This window comes from Desulfuromusa kysingii, assembly GCF_900107645.1.
Taxonomy (GTDB): Bacteria; Desulfobacterota; Desulfuromonadia; order Desulfuromonadales; family Geopsychrobacteraceae; genus Desulfuromusa; species Desulfuromusa kysingii.
The window spans coordinates 240,359-259,887 of record NZ_FNQN01000001.1 but is presented as its reverse complement, the minus strand read 5'-3'; the positions used below and the strand labels follow the sequence as shown (position 1 = coordinate 259,887).

The following is a 19,529-nucleotide window of genomic DNA, read 5'->3' as shown; positions in this document are numbered from 1 at the left end:
ACTTGTTAACTGTACTGTTTAAATTATCGAGATCCCTGCATAAATATTCGGGGCTGATCTTTTTCGTCTATTTTTTGTTGATGGCAATCAGCGGCGTCCTACTTAACCATCCAAAATTGATTCGTAAAGTTTCCGTACCATTACAGATAACTCCAGCTAGTCACACCCTCAGCAATGGCAATCGCATGGCAATTCGCGAGAGCATCGTTGACGGAGATAGCATTTATCTTGCCGGCAGGGGAGGAGTATGGCAGAGCAACGATAACGGACTCAACTTCGTCAAAATAGATACAGGTTTCCCTTCGGCAAGTTATGTTCAGGACACTTTTTGTCTGTCACTCGACAAAAAATATAATCGCCTTTTTGCTGGCACCCGCAATGGTCTCTATGTTTACAATTTTACGACTGAAAAGTGGGTAAATATCCCCTTTGGAGCAACAGACAACGAACCGATTATGGATCTGTTGCAAATAAATAATCGTTTGCTGCTATTTACCCAACAACACTGTTATAGCGCTGCATTGGAAACTCAAGATCCACGTTTTTCCATTGAGCCACTCCGTTTTGACGCACAGAGCAGGCCACAATCAGCCCGCATAACACACTTCTTTCTGAAAGTTCACGATGGTTCAATTCTAGGTATTGCTGGTCGCCTGTTTGTTGACACTACGGGCTTGGTTCTCGCCTTTCTCTGTGTCACAGGTCTCACTGTCTGGTGGCTACCCCGATACGCAAAAAACTCAATCCGCCATGGTAACAGGAGGTTTAACCTCAAATGGTGCTACCGCAACCACCTGCACGTTGGGGCATATGCTTTTGCCTTTATCTCCATTATCGCTCTAAGCGGTGTCCTGATCCGCCCTCCATTTGTCAAACCCTTAGCAATCTTTCAAGTCCCCCTCTGGACACTGCCATTGGAGTCTAGAGGCGCCTGGCAGCCTCGGATTGACAAAGCCCTTTTTGAGCCGGAAAGTGAAACGCTCTGGGTCGCTACTCGGCATGGGTTTTTTAGTGGTCAAGCTGATTTTTCTCAACCGTTACAAAAACAAATAATCAATGTGCCTCATAGTGGCATGGGCACCAATGTTTTTGAAGCGTTACCGAAACAACAATTGTTGATTGGTTCCTTCAGTGGATTATATATATGGGATCTTCCTGACCACCAAATCCTTCCACTACCACAGCATAAAAAAGACGCACAATTAGCAAAAAATAACTACAGAGCAACAGGGATAATAATCAAAGATGACTCCCCCCAATATGTAGCCGACTATCGCCGTGGCGTGGTCCCGTTGACAGCGACACATCCGCTACAGCTGCCACCACAGATGGCAATGACATCTATGTCGCTTTGGCATTTTCTATTTGAACTTCACAACGGTCGAATCTTTAGACAATGGTTAGGGCCAGCCACGTGGTTACTCATTCCTTTGGGGGGTTTTCTCATGCTGAGCAACCTTATTACGGGATTCTATGACTGGTTATGGCGTAGCAGAAAATAAAATAACAACATTGATACCTATAAAATCAATGACGGCATGACAACTGACGTTAGTTAAAAAATATATAACAACTGGGATCTTGCCATCCCCTTTAAAATAGACATCTAACCGCTATCTAAAATGGTTGAAACCTGCAGGCTCCCTGTCGGGAGTTCCCGAACAGAAACGATAAATCCTCTTCTCTATCCATTCCATCTTGACCCAGTAAGTGCCACAGAGATTGTCTTCATCACCAAACCGTGATCCACGTCACACTCCTCCATATTCCACGTAAAAATAATGAAATTCATTATCTTTTACGTGACTTCTGTCACGGACAGAGGACAGTGCTTCGGCTAGGATCATGCTTTCAAATTGATGGGAAATAAGGTTTTCAGCATCAGCGAAAAGATGGAAGCGCTCCTGCTCCCGCTAATTTTCGACTTACTAAAAACGCACAAAATGGAGGCGCGATATGAAACCACTAAGGCTTATTGGTCTGCTTACGGCCCTAGCCCTTACAGTTAGTTCCCCCGTAACTGCAACAGAGCAAGAAACACAATCAAAATATGATGAAATCATCGTCACGGCAGCAAAAACAGCAGAGACGCTACGGGACACTCTTGGCTCTATTGAGCTGGTGACCAATGAAGAGATTGAACGCCAAGGGGCGACGAGTGTTGCCGATTTGTTACGCGATGTCCCAGGGATCGAGGTCATGTCCAACAGTTCACCAGCCAGTAAAAGGGTCATGATCCGTGGCGAAGGATCAGAGAGAACTCTGATTTTAGTCGATGGGCAGAAAATTTCTGAAAATAAATCCATGGACGGGGCACCGCTGCTTATCGCCCCAGAAAGGATCGAACGTATCGAAGTCATCAAAGGTCCAGCTTCGGTCCTGTATGGATCTGAAGCCATCGGCGGTGTGATCAATATCATCACAAAAAAAGATGGAGACAAGCCTATCCAGGGGACAATAAGCGAAACCTACAATTCAGCCACTGAAGGTTGGGATAGCTTTGCTTCCGTTTATGGCAACTATAAACAGTTTGGCTACCGTATTTCCGGAAACTACTCTGACCAAGGAAACATTGATACCCCGGCCGGCACTCTCGATAATAGCGATTTTGAAACTCAAGAATTCGATGCCTACCTCGATTATTCCTGGAAGAACGGTAAGGTCGGTATTGCTTACGATAAATACACCAGCGACATCAATCTCTACACCCCTGAAGGGGTTGTAGGATATCCACTTACAGCGTTCCAACTGGACCTGCCAAACTGGGATCGAGAAAAGTATTCTGCCTTTATTGAACTGAACGAGATCAGCGACACCCTGGTCAAAGCCAAAGCAAATATCTACTATCAAGAGACGGTGAAACAATTTGCCCAAGAGATGTCCATGTCCATGTCGATGCAGATGGGGCCACCACCTGCATATGTTTATGCCTACGACTCCACCACGCTCACCGAAAACAATCAGGACACCCTTGGCGCAGAAGCGCAGTTAGACTGGATGTTTGCTGATCGTCTCTATCAAATTACTGGCATCAGTTATAGTAAGGATCAATTAGATGCCGATTCCTGGAAGGAAAACAGTGTCACCACAAACACTTTTCCGCCAATGATGGGATTTGACCCGGTCGGCAGCACTATCAATGCGTATAACTACAAAGCGCAATTGGACACTTATGCCATTTACATGCAACACGAATGGACACTGCCAGCCGACTTTACGCTGACTTACGGGGGGAGATACACTTGGGTTGACTCAGAACTGTCCGAAACGACGGATCCCGACATAAACAGAGAGAGTTCCAGCGACTCACACCCTGTCTTTAGCGCTGGCCTGACATGGAGTGGCATAGACGGATTGACTCTGCGGACCCTCTTCGGACAGGGTTATAGAACAGCCTACCTGCAGGAACTTTACATTGGCACGATCCACGGAGGCTATACAGTGACACTCCCCAACCATGAACTGGATCCTGAAACCTCAAATAACTTTGAAATTGGTGCTCGTTACGAAAATTACGGTCTCTACTTTGATCTCGCGGCCTTCAAAAATTTTGCGAAAGATTACATTACGACCGAAGAGATTGTTGGCGCCACAACTCCAACCAGCCAATACCAGAACATTGATGAAGCAGAAACAACGGGGGTGGAGATATCCGCAGGATACACCATCGCAAATACCGCCTTGACCCCTTACGTATCGGGAACCTGGATTCAAAGAAAATTTGATAACGGCGGTGTTTCAACCCAAAAAACCGGACTTCCTCGATTCAAAGGTCGCTACGGTATCCGCTATGACAAAGATCTCAATAACGCCGATGTTTCACTCTTCATAGATCTCTACGGTCGCAGCGCCAGTAGTGCTGAAGAACAATTCAGCGACGGCTCGGTAGAAAAATATGCGTCATGGGAGACCGCTAACATGACCATCGGGTCCTATTTTGGGGCAGAGCGCCAATATCGCATTGATGTTAATCTTAACAATATCTTTGACCGTGAATACCAGACGGCAAGCAGTAACATACCTGAATCTAGCACTCATGCTATGATCAAATTTAGCGCAACATTCTAATAACCAAAATAAAAGGAAACCAAAATGACAAATCCAAATACGCTTGGCATTTCATTCAAATATGAAAGTCGCTCACTCTTTCGCAATGTTCGCCCTGTGAACAACATTATTGATGACTTTACTGCGAACAACATCCCTTACGTCAAACTTGATTCCGAAAAAATGCAGTACGGTAGTTGGGATTTAATTATCGCGTTCTCTAAACAAGAAAACTATGAACGCTTTGTCGCCGGTGAACTATCAGTCGATGATTTGTGGATAAAAGCCGACAAAGGGCAAGAACACGTTGTTAATCCACTTAAAGCAGCTAAACGGGCGGCAGCTGGCAACTGAAAGAAGATCATCATCAAATTACCAAGAAAATGATTTTCATTATTGTGACATCAGTCACAGACGTAAAGAGCAAACTGTCTTACGATTCTTATCCATGAACAAGAATCGTTCTGCCACCCGAAGAAGTAGCCGCTAACTATTTCCTAGGGTGGCAGACAAACGTTGACAGGTGTTTAAATGAATTGGACCAGCAAAGCCGAACAACTTCTTGATAAGACACCGGCTTTTATTGGCGATAAACTTCGGGTCAAACTGGAAGCTAAAGCCGCACAACTAAATCTTGGGCAAATCGACAGTCATTTCGTAAAAAAACACACCCATAACGATCAAGGGTCAGCAACAAAATGTCCTCAACCTAAAGTTTCCGACTCCCCCCTAACACAAGCGTTTGCACGCAAGTATGCCGTTCACGCTGCTATGATGGGTGGGACAAAACGTGAAGGCAACCTGCAAGAAACCCTACAGCAAGAGATCATGCAAACGCCTCAAAACCGACCGGGAATGGCGTACATTCACATCCCTTTCTGCTGTAGCCGTTGTCATTTCTGTGGGTTTTATGCCGAATCTTCCATCCCTGCCGTTATGGACAGCTATGTCAATGCACTGGCTTTGGATATTGCTCGATCAGGACAATTATTAAAGAGTGCTGGGCAGCAGTTACAGGCGGTTTATTTTGGTGGTGGGACCCCTACGGATCTTAGTGCCGAAAACTTAAAGCACCTCTTAGAGACGCTACACAAAGAGGTCCCGCTCACTGCCGATTGCGAGATCACCCTAGAAGGTCGACTCTACGGATTTAACGACCATAAAGTGCAGACAGTCCTCGATGGTGGAGTGAATCGATTCTCCTTCGGAGTGCAATCATTCAATACTCAAATCCGGCAACAAGTTGGTCGTAAACAACCACGAGAAGAGGTCATTGAGCGCCTAAACCGGATAGCAGAACTGGCGGAACCGTTTCAGGCTGCGGTCATTATTGATTTAATTTATGGGTTGCCCGGACAAACTGAAACGGAATGGTTACAGGATATAAACAGTGCCATTAACAACACCCAGATTCACGGATTGGATCTCTATCAAATCAATATCATCCCTTCAACTCCACTCATGGCAATCAAAGATAAGCTGCCGCCGATGGCAAATCTGCAACAGCGGGCCAACCTCTTCTCTAAGGGGAACCAAACCATGCTTGACGCAGGGTTTACGCGCCTCTCAATTGCCCATTGGAGTCGCGACTTGCGTGAACGTAATCGCTATAACAGTGGAAATAAACGGGGGGACAATTGTTTGCCCTTAGGCAGTGGTGCCGGAGGCCGGTGGGGAGCAGTCAGCTTTTATCAGCAAAGCGATATTAACCGCTATCAAGATGCCATCAAACTCGGGGAAAAACCATTGGCGATGGGTGTCACTATGCCACCACATTATCCCATAACACTGATCGCAATTGACCAACTGGAACAACAATATCTTGACATTACAAAATTAGAAGAAGCGGCAGAACACCCCCTCTGTAGTGACCTACTGCCAATGATAGAGCACTGGGAAGCAGCAGGACTACTCTGCCTCAAACCATCTGGAAAGGCTGAACTGACCGAAGCGGGTGAATTTTGGGTTGTCAACTTACAATATCTTATAGATGTGAGCTTGAAGGAGATCCTGTGTGCCAAATAACCAACAAATGTGATAACTGCTTCGATGGTATCTGCTAGGGGTAACAATGAAGGTGAAAACGAAACTAAAATCATTATTTACCTGGAGCACTGAAGAGCTCGTCCTTATCGGCACCTTTGCTGCGCTCATCAAAATAGTAACCTTGACCGTCTCTTTGGTTGGCGGAGGGATGAACCCAGCGACACTGCTACTCAAAAACATTGTCGCGACGGCCATGCTCGTTGTCCTTATCCACAAGGTTCCCCGCGCTGGCGTACTGGTCCTCTATGTCCTGCAACAAGCCATTATTATGATGATGCTTATGGGCAGCGGAATCATGATTCTTCCAGGCTATCTACTGGCAGCAATCTTTGCCGAGACGCTGGCCTTTCTGGTTGGAGGATATCGCAACACCGCAGCAATTATCCTTGGTGTTGCCTTCTACGACCTTGCATCCAGAGTCATATCAATGGGAATGAGCTGGCTGTTTATGCGCGAGAATATGGCTCTATTTTTTGTGGCATTAGGGATTGTCGGCGTTGGCTACATTGGCTGCCTTATAGGTTTGGGAACAGGAATTAAATTCGTTAAGGAGTTTCGTCATGCTGGCTTTATCCGGCGCTAAATCTAATCCTAAACCCTTTTCTCAATGGATGGGCAAACTGGATATTCGCATCAAGGTGCTCACCATGTTTGTCCTTTCGCTATCATTGATTTTCCTTAAAAACCCAGTTGGACTCGCTTTTTTGGGTGTCCTCTCAACAATTTGTCTGTTCAGCCTCGGGAAATATCGCTTGATGGGCATCATCTATCTGATTCTTGTTATCACCTGGATGCTGTCACAAGGATTCACTATGCTGCTCGGTCTGTTTGTGCCCGCGATGAAAGAACAAACTGTGTTGCAGACAATTATCCCTTTTTTGCGCATGTGGCCACTCATTAATATGGCACTCACTGTGGCCCTGTCGATGGAGATCGGGGGAGCGCTGATCGCGCTAAAAAAAATGCGTCTCCCCAGACTCATCTATTTACCCGTCATGGTAGCTCTCCGATTTATCCCCGGATTCATCAACGATATGAAACAATTGCGTGACTGCCTCTTAATCCGCGGCATTTCACTGAACCTGTTGGCTCTCATTTCTCACCCCAATCGCACCCTAAGGTTACTAGTCGTCCCAATGGTCATTCGTGCCTTGCGTCTCGCTGACGAACTCGCCATCGCGGCGGAACTTAAACGGGTGGGCTATGGTGAAGGGTTAAAGACCGAAAAAGCGCGACTACGCTGGTGTGATTCAACCTTCTTTGTGGCAGCGATGCTTGCCTTGGTTGTTGCCTGGAATATTCCCGGTTACGAAGTTGAATCTGGGATGATGAGTTCCATCAACAAACCTCAAACACAGGGACACATGGAAAGCGGACAACAATGATTCGCCTTGAGAATGTCAATTATAATTATCCATTTCAACCCGACGCGGCACTAAAAAATGTAAACCTCCAGGTAAAACAAGGTGAGGCCATTCTGATTACCGGACGAAGTGGCTGCGGAAAATCGACCTTGGGGCGGCTAATAAACGGACTGATCCCAACCTATTTCAGCGGCTCATTAAACGGGAAAGTCCATATCGCCGGATCCAGTCAACACAGCTTTCACGATCTGACCCGTCTTGTCGGTTCCCTGTTTCAGGATCCAGAACAGCAGTTCTTATCAACAACCGTTGCCGATGAGTTACGGACGGCTCTTGAATGGCGCGGTTGCACTTCTGAAGAAATAGACAGGGTCCTTGATCCCATCGTGGCGCAATTGGGGTTAGAACATAAGCTGGACAGTTCGTTATTCACCTTGTCTGAAGGGGAAAAACAAAAGGTTGCGTTAGCATCTATACTGGCACTTAAACCGCAAATTTTGATGCTCGATGAACCGACGGCCAATCTTGATATCCACTCGACCGGCGAACTCCTTTCTATTCTTACTACCCTGAAACAGGAAGGGATGACCATTGTCATCTTTGACCACCGCCTTTACTGGCTACGTGCTCTCATCGATCGATGTTACCTGATGCAAGGTGGGACAATTACAGAAACTCGTCAATTTAGCGATTTAGAAGGATTGCGCCAAGATTTTGGTTTGCGCTCAACCAAGCAGGCCACATTGTCAGTACCGCCATTAACTGTTGGACAAATGTCGCGCCCCAGTGGGCTCTATTTTGATTCCCTCTCTTTTGCTTATAATGGACAGTCGCCATTATTCAACAATTTCAATGGTGGTTTTCCTCAAGGAAAAGTCGTTGCAATTTGCGGAAAAAATGGTCGTGGCAAAACCACATTAGCGCGGATAGCAATGGGACTTGAAAAACCGTCACGCGGGAAAATATCCATCCACGGCAAAGATCTTCCCTCAAAAAAGCGGCTCCAACAAAGTGGCCTGGTCCTGCAAAACACCGAACTTCAGCTCTACATGCGGAGCGTTACTGAAGAGTTGCAAAGCACCGTTGGAAAAGGATTAAACCCTACAGACATCGACACGACTCTGGAACAATTTCAACTTACCGGTCTCCAGCAACGACACCCACAATCACTGTCGGGAGGGCAGAGACAAAGACTGGTGATTGCCTGTGCCTTACAAAAAAGACCTGATGTCTTGATTTTAGATGAGCCAACGAGTGGACTCGATGGATACAACATGGAAATTGTTGGTCAGCATGTCAAAACTGAAGCCAAACGAGGTGCCGCCATTGCGTTAATTACTCACGACCATGAATTTATAAATAATTGCTGCGACTACGTCTGGAACCTGTAAAACCTAATCAACCATCAAAATGAGGCGACCCATGAAAGTATCAATAATCGTTTCCAGCAAGACCGGAAATACACGCAAGATTGCCGAAGCTATCTATAAAGAACTACCAGACGCGGAGTTATACAATGTTGAGAATGCTCCAGAACCGACGGAATATGACTTGATTTTTATGGGCTTCTGGGTCGACAAAGGGACAGCAGATGCAAAGGCTAAAGAGTACATGCAAACAATCAAATCCACTCACATTGCCCTGTTTGGCACCTTGGGAGCCGACCCAGACTCCCAGCATGCTCAGGACAGCCTGAAAAAAGCAGCGATGCTGGTTCCTGATTGCCAGATTATCGACCATTTTCTTTGTCAGGGAGCAATTGACCCTGCCTTGATCAAATGGATGTGTGAACTGCCCGATAATCATCCACACGCCCCCAATGCGGAGCGGAGAAAACGCTGGCAGGATGCGTCGACCCATCCCGATATGAGTGATTGTCACAATGCCTCAAATTGGGCCGTTGCCACATTGGAGAAAGCGAACTCGACACTATAAAACGAAAAAATTATTTCCCGTAAAAGTTAAGAAAAATGGTGGTGTTTTATGTGCAGTTAAACATCAAGGGATACTTGGTGAAGAGAAAAGCATAAACACCATCAATATACTTTTATCAAATATATTCAATATCTTACACTATTCAAAAGCAACAGAACAGCAATACTGGCACGGAAAATATCCCCTTTTTATCAAGACCTTTTGCCCTCTTTCCTTTAACCCATTTTGCCCTCCCCTGTGGGGGCAAAACAGTATTATTCCTTCACAACCAACTGTTATTTAGGTATAGATATATCATCATCTTTTTCAGTAAAAGCATTCTCACCACTACCCAACCTTGGACAATCAAAATGCCGCTGCGAAAATATTCAGAGATACTGCCGATTATCTTTAACACAATTCTGGTTCTTTCAGTTCTCTATGCACCACAACCATTATTACCTGTTCTGAGCCTTGAATTCGGAATCAGTAGAGAAGCGGCAGCGGCTCTGACAACTGTAACTTTTATCCCTCTGGCTCTGGCCCCGCTTGTTTATGGCTACATCCTGGAAACTGTCTCTCCGATCCGGGTGCTTAAAATTGCAGTCCCTCTCCTCGTGATCACCGAACTTTTCTTTGCCGGGACTTCCAGTTTTTCTATCCTAATCATTATCCGAGTGGTTCAAGGGTTATTGGTTCCAGCCATTTTGACTTCGTTAATGACCTATCTTTCTGGACGCTCTTCAGCCGACACGATTCAGCGTGTGATGGCGCTCTATGTTGCAGCAACCATTTTTGGCGGCTTCATTGGTCGCGCCACTTCGGGCTTAATCGCCAACTTATTTGGCTGGCGCTTCAGCTTCCTGGCGTTGGCCATCACCCTCTGCTTTGGCTTTTTGACGCTGTTCAAATTGCCTGAAATTGCAGGCTTGAGACCTTCCCGTCCGAAGCCAAAGGCACTTTTGGAAATTCTGAAGAAACCGGCGTTTTTATCAGTCTATCTCGGTGTCTTCTGTCTGTTTCTGATTTTCGCCGCGGTGATGAATTTCCTCCCCTTTCGCCTTACAGAATTAAGTGATCAGGCTAATGAACTCAAGATTGGCTTGATGTATTCCGGCTACATGATGGGTATTGTGACTTCTCTGGGGGCACCCAAATTTGTTGCCTGGATTAAAAGTGAGACAGCGACGCTACGGGTCGGTTTCATCTGCCTCTTCTTAACCTTGCTTGGACTGGCGACCAACAGTGTCTGGATTCTGTTTGGAATGATGTTCCTTTTTTGCGGTGCCATGTTTCTGGTTCACTCTACGGCTTCAGGATTGGTGAACCAACTTGCGGGCAGCCAGTTTCGCGGCATGACTAACGGCTTGTATGTCGCCTTTTATTATGCCGGAGGGAGTATTGGTTCGTTTGCCCCGGGGATCATTTACAGGCATTATGGTTGGAATGGTTTCCTTATCACCTTGGCACTGGCTTGCTGTGTGGGTTATATCTGTATCAGCAGAATTCGACTGCCAGCCAAAACGCATCAATAATTACCAGCAAAGAAAGTTTATAAACAATGTTATTACCTGGTTACCGCTATGAACTAAAGATCAAGAGTATGGACCCTAAAGGGGCTTGGCTCGAATCCCATGAAGAACAACTGTTTCTCCCCCGCCGTGAATGTCCAGATGCAATCAACGTGGGAGAGACGGTGGAGGTGTTTCTCTATCTCGATCGTAACAACGAACAAAAATTAACCACTCAGATGCCTCTGGCTCAGGTTGGTGACTTTGCCCTTCTGACGGTTCAGAGCACTGGTCCGCATGGTGCTTTTCTCGACTGGGGAGTCGAAAAAGACCTGCTCGCCCCTTATAGTGAACAAGCACAGAAAATGGTCGAGGGGAGGCGCTACCTAGTCCACATATTTCATGATCATGAGAATCGACCCATCGCCTCAAGCCGATTGGAACGATTTTTGGTTAAAGAAAATCGTGACCTCAGCGAAGGGGACGAGATCGAAATTCTGGTCTGGGCTTTCACTGATCTGGGAGCTAAAGTCATCGTCAACAATGATTATGAGGCGTTGCTCTATAAAGATGAAGTTCCCAACGGATTAAAACGGGGGGAGTTACACACAGGGTACGTGCTGCGCATCCGTGCCGACAATAGAATTGATGTCACTCTCCGCCGGCCCGGACTTGCCGGGATTCAAGATGCCAGAACTGTCATTCTGGAGGCCCTTAGCGTTGACGGTTTCTTGCCACTCCATGACCAGAGCCCGCCAGAACTGATCCGCAACCAGCTTGGCTTAAGCAAAAAAGTATTTAAAAAGGCGGTTGGAGGACTCTACAAAGATGGTTTAATTGAGCTAACAGATCGAGGCATAAAAGTGCTGGAGAAATAACCCTCTGCTAACTCTGCATCCGAGACTGCGCTGTCAGGATACTTTATCCAAGGCAGCGCTGATCTCCTGCGGCAACTGCGGCCGACCGGTGGCACTGACTCCGGTCCCGGTGACTCGGGCTCGCAAAACCAGTTTTTTCTCTGGCAACAGATAGACATCCTGAATAAAACGGTAGCGCAGGGGGGAAACCCTCTCCAGAATGACACCAACAACAAAATGCTGACCGCTTCGCAATGAATATTTATAATCCACTTCTGCCCGGATAATCACCAGAGAGATACCCCGTCTGACCAGTTCTGAATAATCCAGACCAAGTTTCTTGATAAATTCATGGCGACAATGCTCCAAGTAATTCAGATACACCGCATGATTAACGTGTCCCTGCATATCACACTCATAATCCCGAACTTGAAATTCCTGTTGAAAGGGATATTCCCGCATCACTCTCTCCGCTATATCAATAATTTTTAAGTGGTCATAGAAGATCTATGATTGAGCTCCAGTCACAACATCAAATCACATTTCAACAATCACGTCTGCATGAGTTTTTACGATTAAATCTCCCATTAAAAAGTGTTCTTTATTCTTGACAGTATAAGTAGACATTCTTATATTGATAAACACAACCTGATATGGAGAAGAACTGATGAAACTTTCAACTAAAAGTCGTTATGGCGTTCGTGCCATGTTTGACATGGCCTTTCACGCGGGCACCTTACCAGCACAAATCAAAGATATTTCCCGGCGGCAGAATATCTCTCCCCGCTATCTTGAGCAAATCTTTCAAGACCTGAAAAAAGCCGGGTTATTAAAAAGTCGCCGAGGTCCCCAAGGGGGCTACAGTTTGACCCGCCCCGCAGAAGAAATCACGGTCAAAGAGATTGTTCTCGCCGCTGAAGGTGAATTGTTACTTGTCAACTGTATCAAAGGCCGTCGCAAAGAGGGTGAAGCCCCTCCCACCTGCGAGTTTGACAACCAGTGCCTCACCCAGCATATCTGGATTGAAGGAAGTCGCATTCTGGGAGACTATTTTGACTCTATCACGTTAAAAGATCTCTGTGAGCAAGGTCAGGAGATGGGACTTGAAAAAGAATTGGACCACCGCTTTATGTATTTCATCTGATGCATCATGAGCCTTGAGCAGAAATACCTTCAGTTACAAAAACTCCTGTCAGAGTTTAAATCTGTCGTGATTGCATTTTCAGGGGGGGTTGATTCAACCCTCCTGTTGAAAGTTGCCTGTGACACCCTTGGAGTCGACCAGGTCCTTGCCCTGACCGCAAGGTCCCCAATTTTTCCCAGCTATGAGCTCGATCAAAGCGAGCAACTTGCCAGAGAATTCGGCGTCCGGCAACATTTCATCGAAAGCGGTGAAATCCAGCTGCCTGATTTTGTCGAGAATAGCCCGCAGCGCTGTTACTACTGTAAACAAAATATGCTCAACCTTTTTTTACAAATAACCAGTTCAACAGATATATTGCTGGATGGTTCAAACCTTGACGATCAAAATGATTTCCGTCCGGGCCGGAAAGCTGTCACCACGCTCGGCATTCGCTCCCCTCTGCTTGAGGCCAAACTGGGCAAAGACGAGATCAGAGTATTAAGTCGGAGGTTGCACCTGTCAACGTGGAACAAACAGCCCTTTGCTTGCCTCGCTACCCGCTTTCCCTATGGAACCTCGATCACCATTAAACAACTACAACAGGTTGATAAATGCGAGGAATGGCTCCGGTTACAAGGATTTTCTGCTTATCGGGTACGCTGTCACGATCAACTCGCCCGAATTGAAGTTGGTGCCGACGAGATTTCCAGATTATTGGATAGCACCCTTCGCGATAAACTGCTCAAAACATTCAAAGACAATGGCTTTGATTATGTCACTCTTGATTTACAGGGGTATCGTAGCGGCAGTATGAATGAAGTTCTGCCTGCAACAAACACATTAAAATCGTGAAGAGGGTCGTGTCACTGATTCAGGAGGAACTATGCCCAAAAGTAGCGCATTGCTTGCCGTCTGTTTTGTTGCAGGGTTGCTGGGAGCCCTCGCCAGCTGTCTTTTCCTCTGGGGCTGCAATGAGTTAGGAATCACCCGTTTCATCGGGGTGAATCTAGTTCAGAGCATAGACATCAAAAAGCTATATCCACAGATATTCATCGGTGGGTTATGGGGGCTGGGTTATTTCTTTACCGTTGGCATCCCGCGCCATCGCCGTTACTGGGTGCGTAAAGGGATCTGGTTTTCTGCCATTATGTCATTGACGGCGATCTTCTATCTTTACCCCTATGTTTATTACCAAGGGGTGGCCGGAATTAATCTCGGCATATTGACGCCATTGCTCATTATTTTAGCCAATATGGTCTGGGGAGTTTTTACCGGTTTCTTTGCCCGTCTCCTTTGGGGGCGTTAATCCATGCAGCGAAACTTCTTTTTGCTGCTGATCATGCTTTTTCTGCTAATATCATCAGCTTCAGCCGCAGAACTAACGGGTAAAGTTATATGGGTTTATGATGGTGACACTCTCAAGGTTGAGAATATTGGCAAGGTGCGTCTGCTTGGCATCGACGCGCCAGAGTACAAAGCATCATCGCGTGATCACTTTTATAAGAAGAATTTCAATATTGAAGCCAATCAACTTCGCAGGATTGCGCAACAAGCTAAAAAATATTTAATGGCCAAGGTTAAGGGTCAAACAGTCCGACTGGTATTTGACGGCAATCAAAAAGATAAATACAACCGTTTCTTAGCCTATGTCTATCTACCTGATGGACGCATGTTGAACCGGATCCTGTTGGAAAGAGGGCTAGCAACCGTCTTTCGCCGCGACCCGTTTCAACACAAAAAAGACTTTTTAACCATAGAAAAAAGAGCACAGAACAAACAACGCGGCGTTTGGAAAAAAAGCTCCCCGCAAAAATTTTCACTATTCAACTTCTGGAGTCAAAATAGCGATGGACACCCTCTCCTACCTACAACAACTTATTGATGAAACCATAATGGGCATTAGCTTGGTCCACTTTATTATCGTGTTTATTGTCTTGTTTATTGCTTTTACCCTGAAACGGGTTATTGCCCACTTCTTCACAAAAACAATTTTCAAGTTCACCCAGAAAACAGCATCCAAGGCTGATGATATCCTTCTTAAAAGTCTCAACAAGCCAATTGAATTTCTGGTCATTATCCTTGGCATCTATGTCAGTATAGAAGTCCTTCAACTGCCAAAACAACCAACTAATCTCGACTTGATAGCCCGCAATATATTGCAAATCCTGTTAACGTTTAACCTTGCTTGGTTCTGCTACAACGTCGTCGCATTAATCGAACATTGGCTGAGTCATTGGGCAGGACGCACTGAATCAACCCTGGATGATCAACTGGTCCCTTTTATTCGCAAAACGTTACGAGTGTTTATCGTCTTTCTCGCCATTTTATTTTTAGTCCAGAACCTTGGATACTCCATCTCGGGACTACTGGCATCACTCGGCCTAGGTGGTCTCGCTGTCGCTTTAGCAGCCAAAGACAGCTTGTCAAATATTTTTGGCTCCCTGATGATCCTCCTCGATCGTCCTTTTAGCATCGGTGACTGGATTAAAGCAGATGAGCTCGAGGGGACCGTTGAAGAGATCGGTTTTCGTTCAACCCGAATCCGAACCTTCGCCAAAACCTTGATTACAATTCCCAATAGCGTTCTGATGAATATGTCGATTGACAATTTCAGTCAAATGCCCAAACGTCGCATTAAATTAACGGTCGGAGTCACTTATGACACGACCCCCGCACAAATGCGCCAGGCGGTTTCTGCGATTCGACAGATGTTGCGGGAACATCCGGCGATCCATCAAGAGTTCTTCCTGGTGAACTTTACCGATTTTGGCGCATCCTCCCTCGACATCATGGTTTACTGCTTTACAACAAGCACTGTTTGGGGTGAATACCTTGACGCACGAGAGGATGTTTGTTTGAAAATTATGGAAACCTTAGCGGCTATGGGACTGGAAATTGCGTTCCCGAGTCAGACCCTATATTTACATGACAAGAATCTGACCAATCAACCGGAGAACAGCTAATCGACTGAATTCAAGAAAGAGAAATCTTACTGCTTTTGTCCTGCCGTCAGATAGGCATAGATCAAATCGTCCAGACTCGGTTCATGTTGAGCTTGAGGTTGATTGAACTTATCAACAATAGGTTCCTCAACAATTGTTACCGGTTCTTCGACTGGGGCAGAGGGGAGAGAATCCTCTCTCGCTTCCTCTTCCCGCTGCTGCAAAACTGGTGGCGGCGGGGTCTGCCGGGGTTGCTCGGTTGCAGTTCCTAAAGGGATTCCAAATTCAACAATACGTGCATCAAATTCCCCCTTGGTGACTCGTCGCAACATCCCTTTGTGCTGCTCTTTTGCTAACTCTTCAACCACATGATCAAGATTATCAACTTTGACAATATCTGCGTAACTTGTCTTTTGTGAGGCAATAATTGTCCCACCATGATAGAGCAAAGTCACTAGCTGTGGCCGTTTTATCCCGCCGTCCTCTGTCTGAACATGGAAGCTGGTATCTCGGTAAGTAATATTATGATTAAACCCAACTATCATGATAATTCCTCCCGTTAAAGGCTGTTCCTAACTTGGTGTGACATGGACATCGCAACACCTGAGACCGAATAATGACAATCGACCCTTCTCAATAAGTCGCGGAAGACTCATTGTCTTGTATCAACTGTTCTATACTCAGGTCCTGACTCTCTCCCGGTTGCTGCGGTGATTCAGGAGGTGGACCCGACAAGGGCGGCTTGCTGAAACGGTAATCCGCATAGATTGGCTGATCAATACGAGCGTGCCCTTTGAGGGTTTGAAGCACCTCACCTTCGACCAGAATTTGCAGCTGACGAATGTAGGGGAAATTTTCATTCAGGCTATTAGCGAGGCTATAAATTGACAACAGTTCAGTCAAACTTCCACCAGGATGAAAATCAACAAGTTGGCGAGAAAAGTTTATCCGCACCAGATCATTTTCCAGATCGACGGCCAAAACCTTAGTTTCTTTCGGCAACACTGGCAGATTCTGCTGAGAGGAACCGCTAATCAGCCCGTTCACAAGCTCCCGCAGACAATCGACATCATCGTCACACGCCAAAATATCAAAAGACTCAGGGACGAGAAAAGTACCTGTTGGTGCAACAAAATACAGTTGAATTTCACGCACAGGAACATCTCTGGTGATGACCACCCGAGTACTCTCTTCCTGCATCTGCCCTTGCTGAAAAAACCAGCTGGCGCCATAGCCAATCAAGACACCAAAAAGCAAAATTCCAAGCAGATTAAGCAACATTTTTTTCATCATAATCCCACCAATCCCATCAACCTATTTGGACCTGCTCAATTCGCCCGAGACTCTTCCCTAAAAAGGACTGCCCGACTTTTTCAAAACGGGTCGGCACATCGGTCACAAAAAACGTGTGCTGTCCGCCGCTATCAGGATTCTCCAAGCCATTCTGCTGAATAAGTTGCTGCACTGACTTTGCCGTTTCTGTCGCTGAATCAACCAGACTGACACCATCACCGAGAACACGTCGTAAAGTGTTGCGCAGCAGCGGATAATGGGTGCAACCAAGGACAAGCGTGTCGATATTTTCAGTCATCAATGGCTGCAGATACTCCACCGCGGTTAGGCGAGCGATTTCGTGCTCGGCCCAACCCTCTTCTGCCAAAGGGACAAAGAGTGGACAGGCAATGGATGAGATCAGCGCATCAGGAAGCAAAGCATGAATCGCTTCAGGATAACGTCGACTGTTAATCGTCCCCTCTGTTCCAATCACTCCGATGCGTTGATTCTGACTGCTTGCAGCTCGCCGTGCCCCCGGTTCAATAACACCAATAACGGGTAACTGAAAGCGTTGCCGCAACTGAGGAAGGGCAACGGCTGAAGCGGTATTACAGGCAACGACCAATACCTTTACACCCCGATTTATCAAAAATTCAGCCGCCTCTAGCGCATAGCGCTGGACAGTTTCCACACTTTTAGTCCCGTAGGGAACCCGGGCGGTATCGCCAAGATAGATTAAATTTTCTTTTGGCAACAGGCGGGCAATCTCTTTAAAAACAGTGAGTCCGCCGACTCCAGAATCAAATACCCCGATTGCACGATGCTGCACAGAAACTCCACCCACGTTGTTTTATCGTAAAATAATTATGAGGATTTATCCGTAAAGGAAGTGAGTTATCCTAGTTAAGCTCCTTGCTAAAGTCAAGATTTACGGGCTTTTATCACTTTCACAACATGGCGCAATTTGCTACTATTCTGTCCATTCAGAAGCTGTTAAAGTCAGATATTCTGAAATTCATTCGAGGAGACAATATGAACTGGGACAACTTCATGCATTATCTTGACTACTTCCGGACGGATCAAGTGATGCAGCGCCTGCAAGATTGGAACGTCGGCGAATTAAGCACGAACCCTTGGTTTCTCGGAGGATTTGCTGCCATTATCCTCATTACCTATCTGATTGGTTGGAAAGCCATCGCGGGTTTCCTCGTTGGCATTGGCGGTTTTGCCCTGGTACTCTCTTTAGCCGTCGGTAAAGGAACGGGAGTCGAAGGCATTGCCGGAGGTGGTCTCTGGATCCTTGTTGGAGGAGGTGCGGCGGCTATGTCTTTGTTCATCTATCTGGTCTTTATAAAATCCGAATAAACTTTATTTTCCCCTGGGACTATTCAGCCATCAGGCTGGGTCTCGTTCAATGGAGATCTTCATGAAAAAACGCGATATGTTCCTGCTGCTGGGAGCCTTGGCTCTGATTATATTTCTCTTGATGGCTCCGGAAGAGACAACTCAACCTGTCCCTAAAGATGACATCCATTTAAAGTTTTACGATATGGTCAAAAACGATGGGAAAAAAGCTGCGGAAAAATTCTGCGAAGATTGTCACAATGATGACGATATGCCATTCTCAGAAGATCATCCACCAAAGTTCCGCTGTTTATTTTGCCACAAAATTCATCAGTAGAGACTCTGGCTAAAATAAAAACGCCACGCTAGTGCAGCGTGGCGTTTTTATTTCATTTCCATCAGTGATATCGGTCAAACACCCCTGACTTGAACCTGATCAACGTATTTCCCCGCCTGCTCTGCGAGATCATAAAGCTGCTGGGGGTGATAACTAGTCAGCTTTCGCCACTCTTCACTCATAGCATGTAACGGCACATACTGCTGTAAAACCCAGAGTGGTGCACCTTGCAATAATTCTCCCATCGCAGCAATCTCAGAGGCTGTGACCAAATGGGGAATACAGGTGGTCCGAAACTCTACCTCTGCCGCAGCCTGCTTAAGGATTGAAACGGTTTTACGCAACGCCTCAACCGCCACTGGCTTAGTGTGAAGCTCATTATAACGACTGAGACTTGTTTTGATGTCAATCGCATAATAATCTACCAGTTGCTGTTCCAACAAAGCGCTGATAACGTCCGGAGCCAAGCCGTTACTATCGAGCTTAACCTGTAGGTTTCGCTCCTTCAACAGCGATACAAATGCTGGCAGACCAGCATCGATGGTGGGTTCTCCGCCCGAAATCACAACCCCATCGATAAATCCCTCACGCTTTTGCAGGTCTGCCAGCAACTCATCAAGCGGATAATCCGGGTAGCTATCAGGATCCAGGACCAAACCGGCATTGTGGCAAAAAGGACAAGTCAAGTTGCAATGCCCCGTGAAAACCAGGGAAGCAACGCGACCGGGAAAATCAAGGAGGCTGGTCCCCTGAAAGCCTTTAATTTGAA

22 protein-coding genes are annotated in these 19,529 nt (G+C 46.3%); 17 read left to right on the top strand and 5 right to left on the bottom strand.

Annotated features, from left to right (window positions below; translation table 11 throughout):
- The first annotated feature begins 2 nt into the window (after nucleotides 1–2).
- From BLU87_RS01290 to BLU87_RS01245, 10 genes are all read left to right on the top strand, one after another.
- Complete coding sequence (locus tag BLU87_RS01290; protein WP_175498228.1) at nucleotides 3–1,502, top strand: PepSY-associated TM helix domain-containing protein; 1,500 nt, start codon at nucleotides 3–5, stop codon at nucleotides 1,500–1,502.
- Between the two features lie 454 nt (nucleotides 1,503–1,956).
- Entirely contained in the window at nucleotides 1,957–4,068 is a 2,112-nt protein-coding gene (locus BLU87_RS01285) for a TonB-dependent receptor plug domain-containing protein (protein ID WP_092344123.1), read from the top strand.
- A gap of 24 nt (nucleotides 4,069–4,092) precedes the next feature.
- A complete protein-coding gene (locus BLU87_RS01280) occupies nucleotides 4,093–4,401 on the top strand; it encodes a hypothetical protein (RefSeq protein WP_092344122.1) in 309 nt (102 codons plus the stop codon).
- Between the two features lie 177 nt (nucleotides 4,402–4,578).
- Complete coding sequence (hutW, locus tag BLU87_RS01275; RefSeq protein WP_092344121.1) at nucleotides 4,579–6,072, top strand: heme anaerobic degradation radical SAM methyltransferase ChuW/HutW; 1,494 nt, start codon at nucleotides 4,579–4,581, stop codon at nucleotides 6,070–6,072.
- Between the two features lie 52 nt (nucleotides 6,073–6,124).
- Nucleotides 6,125–6,676 (top strand): MptD family putative ECF transporter S component, encoded by a 552-nt coding sequence (locus BLU87_RS01270; RefSeq protein ID WP_139167438.1) that lies wholly within the window; start codon nucleotides 6,125–6,127, stop codon nucleotides 6,674–6,676.
- A complete protein-coding gene (locus BLU87_RS01265) occupies nucleotides 6,654–7,478 on the top strand; it encodes an energy-coupling factor transporter transmembrane component T family protein (RefSeq protein WP_092344119.1) in 825 nt (274 codons plus the stop codon). The genes BLU87_RS01270 and BLU87_RS01265 overlap by 23 nt, the downstream gene beginning before the upstream one ends.
- Entirely contained in the window at nucleotides 7,475–8,848 is a 1,374-nt protein-coding gene (locus tag BLU87_RS01260) for an ABC transporter ATP-binding protein (RefSeq protein ID WP_092344118.1), read from the top strand. The genes BLU87_RS01265 and BLU87_RS01260 overlap by 4 nt, the downstream gene beginning before the upstream one ends.
- Nucleotides 8,849–8,879: 31 nt before the next feature.
- Nucleotides 8,880–9,392: a flavodoxin family protein gene (locus tag BLU87_RS01255; protein WP_092344117.1), complete on the top strand. Its 513-nt coding sequence runs from the start codon at nucleotides 8,880–8,882 to the stop codon at nucleotides 9,390–9,392.
- A 350-nt stretch (nucleotides 9,393–9,742) separates the two neighbouring features.
- The gene (locus BLU87_RS01250) at nucleotides 9,743–10,906 is read left to right on the top strand and encodes an MFS transporter (RefSeq protein WP_092344116.1); all 1,164 of its coding nucleotides are present in this window, start codon (nucleotides 9,743–9,745) and stop codon (nucleotides 10,904–10,906) included.
- Between the two features lie 26 nt (nucleotides 10,907–10,932).
- Nucleotides 10,933–11,760, top strand: a complete 828-nt coding sequence (locus BLU87_RS01245; protein ID WP_092344115.1) for a CvfB family protein — start codon at nucleotides 10,933–10,935, stop codon at nucleotides 11,758–11,760.
- A 33-nt stretch (nucleotides 11,761–11,793) separates the two neighbouring features.
- Here the strand turns inward: BLU87_RS01245 and BLU87_RS01240 are convergent, their stop codons facing one another.
- Nucleotides 11,794–12,201: an acyl-CoA thioesterase gene (locus BLU87_RS01240; RefSeq protein ID WP_092344114.1), complete on the bottom strand. Its 408-nt coding sequence runs from the start codon at nucleotides 12,199–12,201 to the stop codon at nucleotides 11,794–11,796.
- A gap of 205 nt (nucleotides 12,202–12,406) precedes the next feature.
- Here BLU87_RS01240 and BLU87_RS01235 point away from each other — a divergent pair, with 205 nt between their 5' ends.
- From BLU87_RS01235 to BLU87_RS01215, 5 genes are read left to right on the top strand one after another with little or no spacing between them, the layout of a single operon-like run.
- Nucleotides 12,407–12,883 (top strand): RrF2 family transcriptional regulator, encoded by a 477-nt coding sequence (locus BLU87_RS01235; protein ID WP_092344113.1) that lies wholly within the window; start codon nucleotides 12,407–12,409, stop codon nucleotides 12,881–12,883.
- Between the two features lie 6 nt (nucleotides 12,884–12,889).
- Nucleotides 12,890–13,714: an ATP-dependent sacrificial sulfur transferase LarE gene (gene larE / locus BLU87_RS01230; RefSeq protein WP_092344112.1), complete on the top strand. Its 825-nt coding sequence runs from the start codon at nucleotides 12,890–12,892 to the stop codon at nucleotides 13,712–13,714.
- Between the two features lie 31 nt (nucleotides 13,715–13,745).
- Entirely contained in the window at nucleotides 13,746–14,168 is a 423-nt protein-coding gene (locus BLU87_RS01225; RefSeq protein WP_092344111.1) for a hypothetical protein, read from the top strand.
- A 21-nt stretch (nucleotides 14,169–14,189) separates the two neighbouring features.
- Complete coding sequence (locus tag BLU87_RS01220; RefSeq protein WP_175498227.1) at nucleotides 14,190–14,744, top strand: thermonuclease family protein; 555 nt, start codon at nucleotides 14,190–14,192, stop codon at nucleotides 14,742–14,744.
- On the top strand, nucleotides 14,710–15,825 hold the full coding sequence (locus BLU87_RS01215; protein WP_092344109.1) for a mechanosensitive ion channel family protein: 1,116 nt from the start codon (nucleotides 14,710–14,712) through the stop codon (nucleotides 15,823–15,825). The genes BLU87_RS01220 and BLU87_RS01215 overlap by 35 nt, the downstream gene beginning before the upstream one ends.
- Before the next feature lie 26 nt (nucleotides 15,826–15,851).
- On the opposite strand, the gene BLU87_RS01210 is transcribed toward BLU87_RS01215, so the two are convergent.
- The 3 genes from BLU87_RS01210 to murI all read right to left on the bottom strand — a co-directional run bounded on the left by BLU87_RS01210 (nucleotide 15,852) and on the right by murI (nucleotide 17,908).
- On the bottom strand, nucleotides 15,852–16,349 hold the full coding sequence (locus BLU87_RS01210; RefSeq protein ID WP_092344108.1) for a RomY N-terminal domain-containing regulatory protein: 498 nt from the start codon (nucleotides 16,347–16,349) through the stop codon (nucleotides 15,852–15,854).
- 88 nt (nucleotides 16,350–16,437) lie between these two features.
- The gene (locus tag BLU87_RS01205; protein ID WP_092344107.1) at nucleotides 16,438–17,097 is read right to left on the bottom strand and encodes a GerMN domain-containing protein; all 660 of its coding nucleotides are present in this window, start codon (nucleotides 17,095–17,097) and stop codon (nucleotides 16,438–16,440) included.
- A gap of 16 nt (nucleotides 17,098–17,113) precedes the next feature.
- Nucleotides 17,114–17,908, bottom strand: coding sequence for a glutamate racemase (gene murI / locus BLU87_RS01200; protein ID WP_092344106.1), 795 nt, complete (start codon nucleotides 17,906–17,908; stop codon nucleotides 17,114–17,116).
- A 203-nt stretch (nucleotides 17,909–18,111) separates the two neighbouring features.
- Between murI and BLU87_RS01195 the strand changes: the two genes are divergently transcribed.
- Complete coding sequence (locus BLU87_RS01195) at nucleotides 18,112–18,444, top strand: hypothetical protein (protein ID WP_092344105.1); 333 nt, start codon at nucleotides 18,112–18,114, stop codon at nucleotides 18,442–18,444.
- 61 nt (nucleotides 18,445–18,505) lie between these two features.
- The gene (locus tag BLU87_RS01190; RefSeq protein ID WP_092344104.1) at nucleotides 18,506–18,760 is read left to right on the top strand and encodes a cytochrome c; all 255 of its coding nucleotides are present in this window, start codon (nucleotides 18,506–18,508) and stop codon (nucleotides 18,758–18,760) included.
- 74 nt (nucleotides 18,761–18,834) lie between these two features.
- Here BLU87_RS01190 and BLU87_RS01185 read toward each other — a convergent pair whose 3' ends face one another.
- The gene (locus BLU87_RS01185) at nucleotides 18,835–19,524 is read right to left on the bottom strand and encodes an anaerobic ribonucleoside-triphosphate reductase activating protein (protein ID WP_281242488.1); all 690 of its coding nucleotides are present in this window, start codon (nucleotides 19,522–19,524) and stop codon (nucleotides 18,835–18,837) included.
- Nucleotides 19,525–19,529: the final 5 nt, after the last annotated feature.

Coding starts and splice junctions, on each gene's coding strand:
- BLU87_RS01255 (WP_092344117.1), top strand. CDS start 8,880: ATGAAAGTATCAATAATCGTTTCCAGCAAGACCGGAAATACACGCAAG.
- BLU87_RS01280 (WP_092344122.1), top strand. CDS start 4,093: ATGACAAATCCAAATACGCTTGGCATTTCATTCAAATATGAAAGTCGC.
- BLU87_RS01265 (WP_092344119.1), top strand. CDS start 6,654: ATGCTGGCTTTATCCGGCGCTAAATCTAATCCTAAACCCTTTTCTCAA.
- BLU87_RS01205 (WP_092344107.1), bottom strand. CDS start 17,097: ATGATGAAAAAAATGTTGCTTAATCTGCTTGGAATTTTGCTTTTTGGT.
- hutW (WP_092344121.1), top strand. CDS start 4,579: ATGAATTGGACCAGCAAAGCCGAACAACTTCTTGATAAGACACCGGCT.
- BLU87_RS01240 (WP_092344114.1), bottom strand. CDS start 12,201: ATGCGGGAATATCCCTTTCAACAGGAATTTCAAGTTCGGGATTATGAG.
- BLU87_RS01235 (WP_092344113.1), top strand. CDS start 12,407: ATGAAACTTTCAACTAAAAGTCGTTATGGCGTTCGTGCCATGTTTGAC.
- BLU87_RS01215 (WP_092344109.1), top strand. CDS start 14,710: ATGGACACCCTCTCCTACCTACAACAACTTATTGATGAAACCATAATG.
- BLU87_RS01225 (WP_092344111.1), top strand. CDS start 13,746: ATGCCCAAAAGTAGCGCATTGCTTGCCGTCTGTTTTGTTGCAGGGTTG.
- BLU87_RS01285 (WP_092344123.1), top strand. CDS start 1,957: ATGAAACCACTAAGGCTTATTGGTCTGCTTACGGCCCTAGCCCTTACA.
- BLU87_RS01210 (WP_092344108.1), bottom strand. CDS start 16,349: ATGATAGTTGGGTTTAATCATAATATTACTTACCGAGATACCAGCTTC.
- BLU87_RS01245 (WP_092344115.1), top strand. CDS start 10,933: ATGTTATTACCTGGTTACCGCTATGAACTAAAGATCAAGAGTATGGAC.
- BLU87_RS01260 (WP_092344118.1), top strand. CDS start 7,475: ATGATTCGCCTTGAGAATGTCAATTATAATTATCCATTTCAACCCGAC.
- BLU87_RS01195 (WP_092344105.1), top strand. CDS start 18,112: ATGAACTGGGACAACTTCATGCATTATCTTGACTACTTCCGGACGGAT.
- BLU87_RS01190 (WP_092344104.1), top strand. CDS start 18,506: ATGAAAAAACGCGATATGTTCCTGCTGCTGGGAGCCTTGGCTCTGATT.
- BLU87_RS01250 (WP_092344116.1), top strand. CDS start 9,743: ATGCCGCTGCGAAAATATTCAGAGATACTGCCGATTATCTTTAACACA.
- larE (WP_092344112.1), top strand. CDS start 12,890: ATGAGCCTTGAGCAGAAATACCTTCAGTTACAAAAACTCCTGTCAGAG.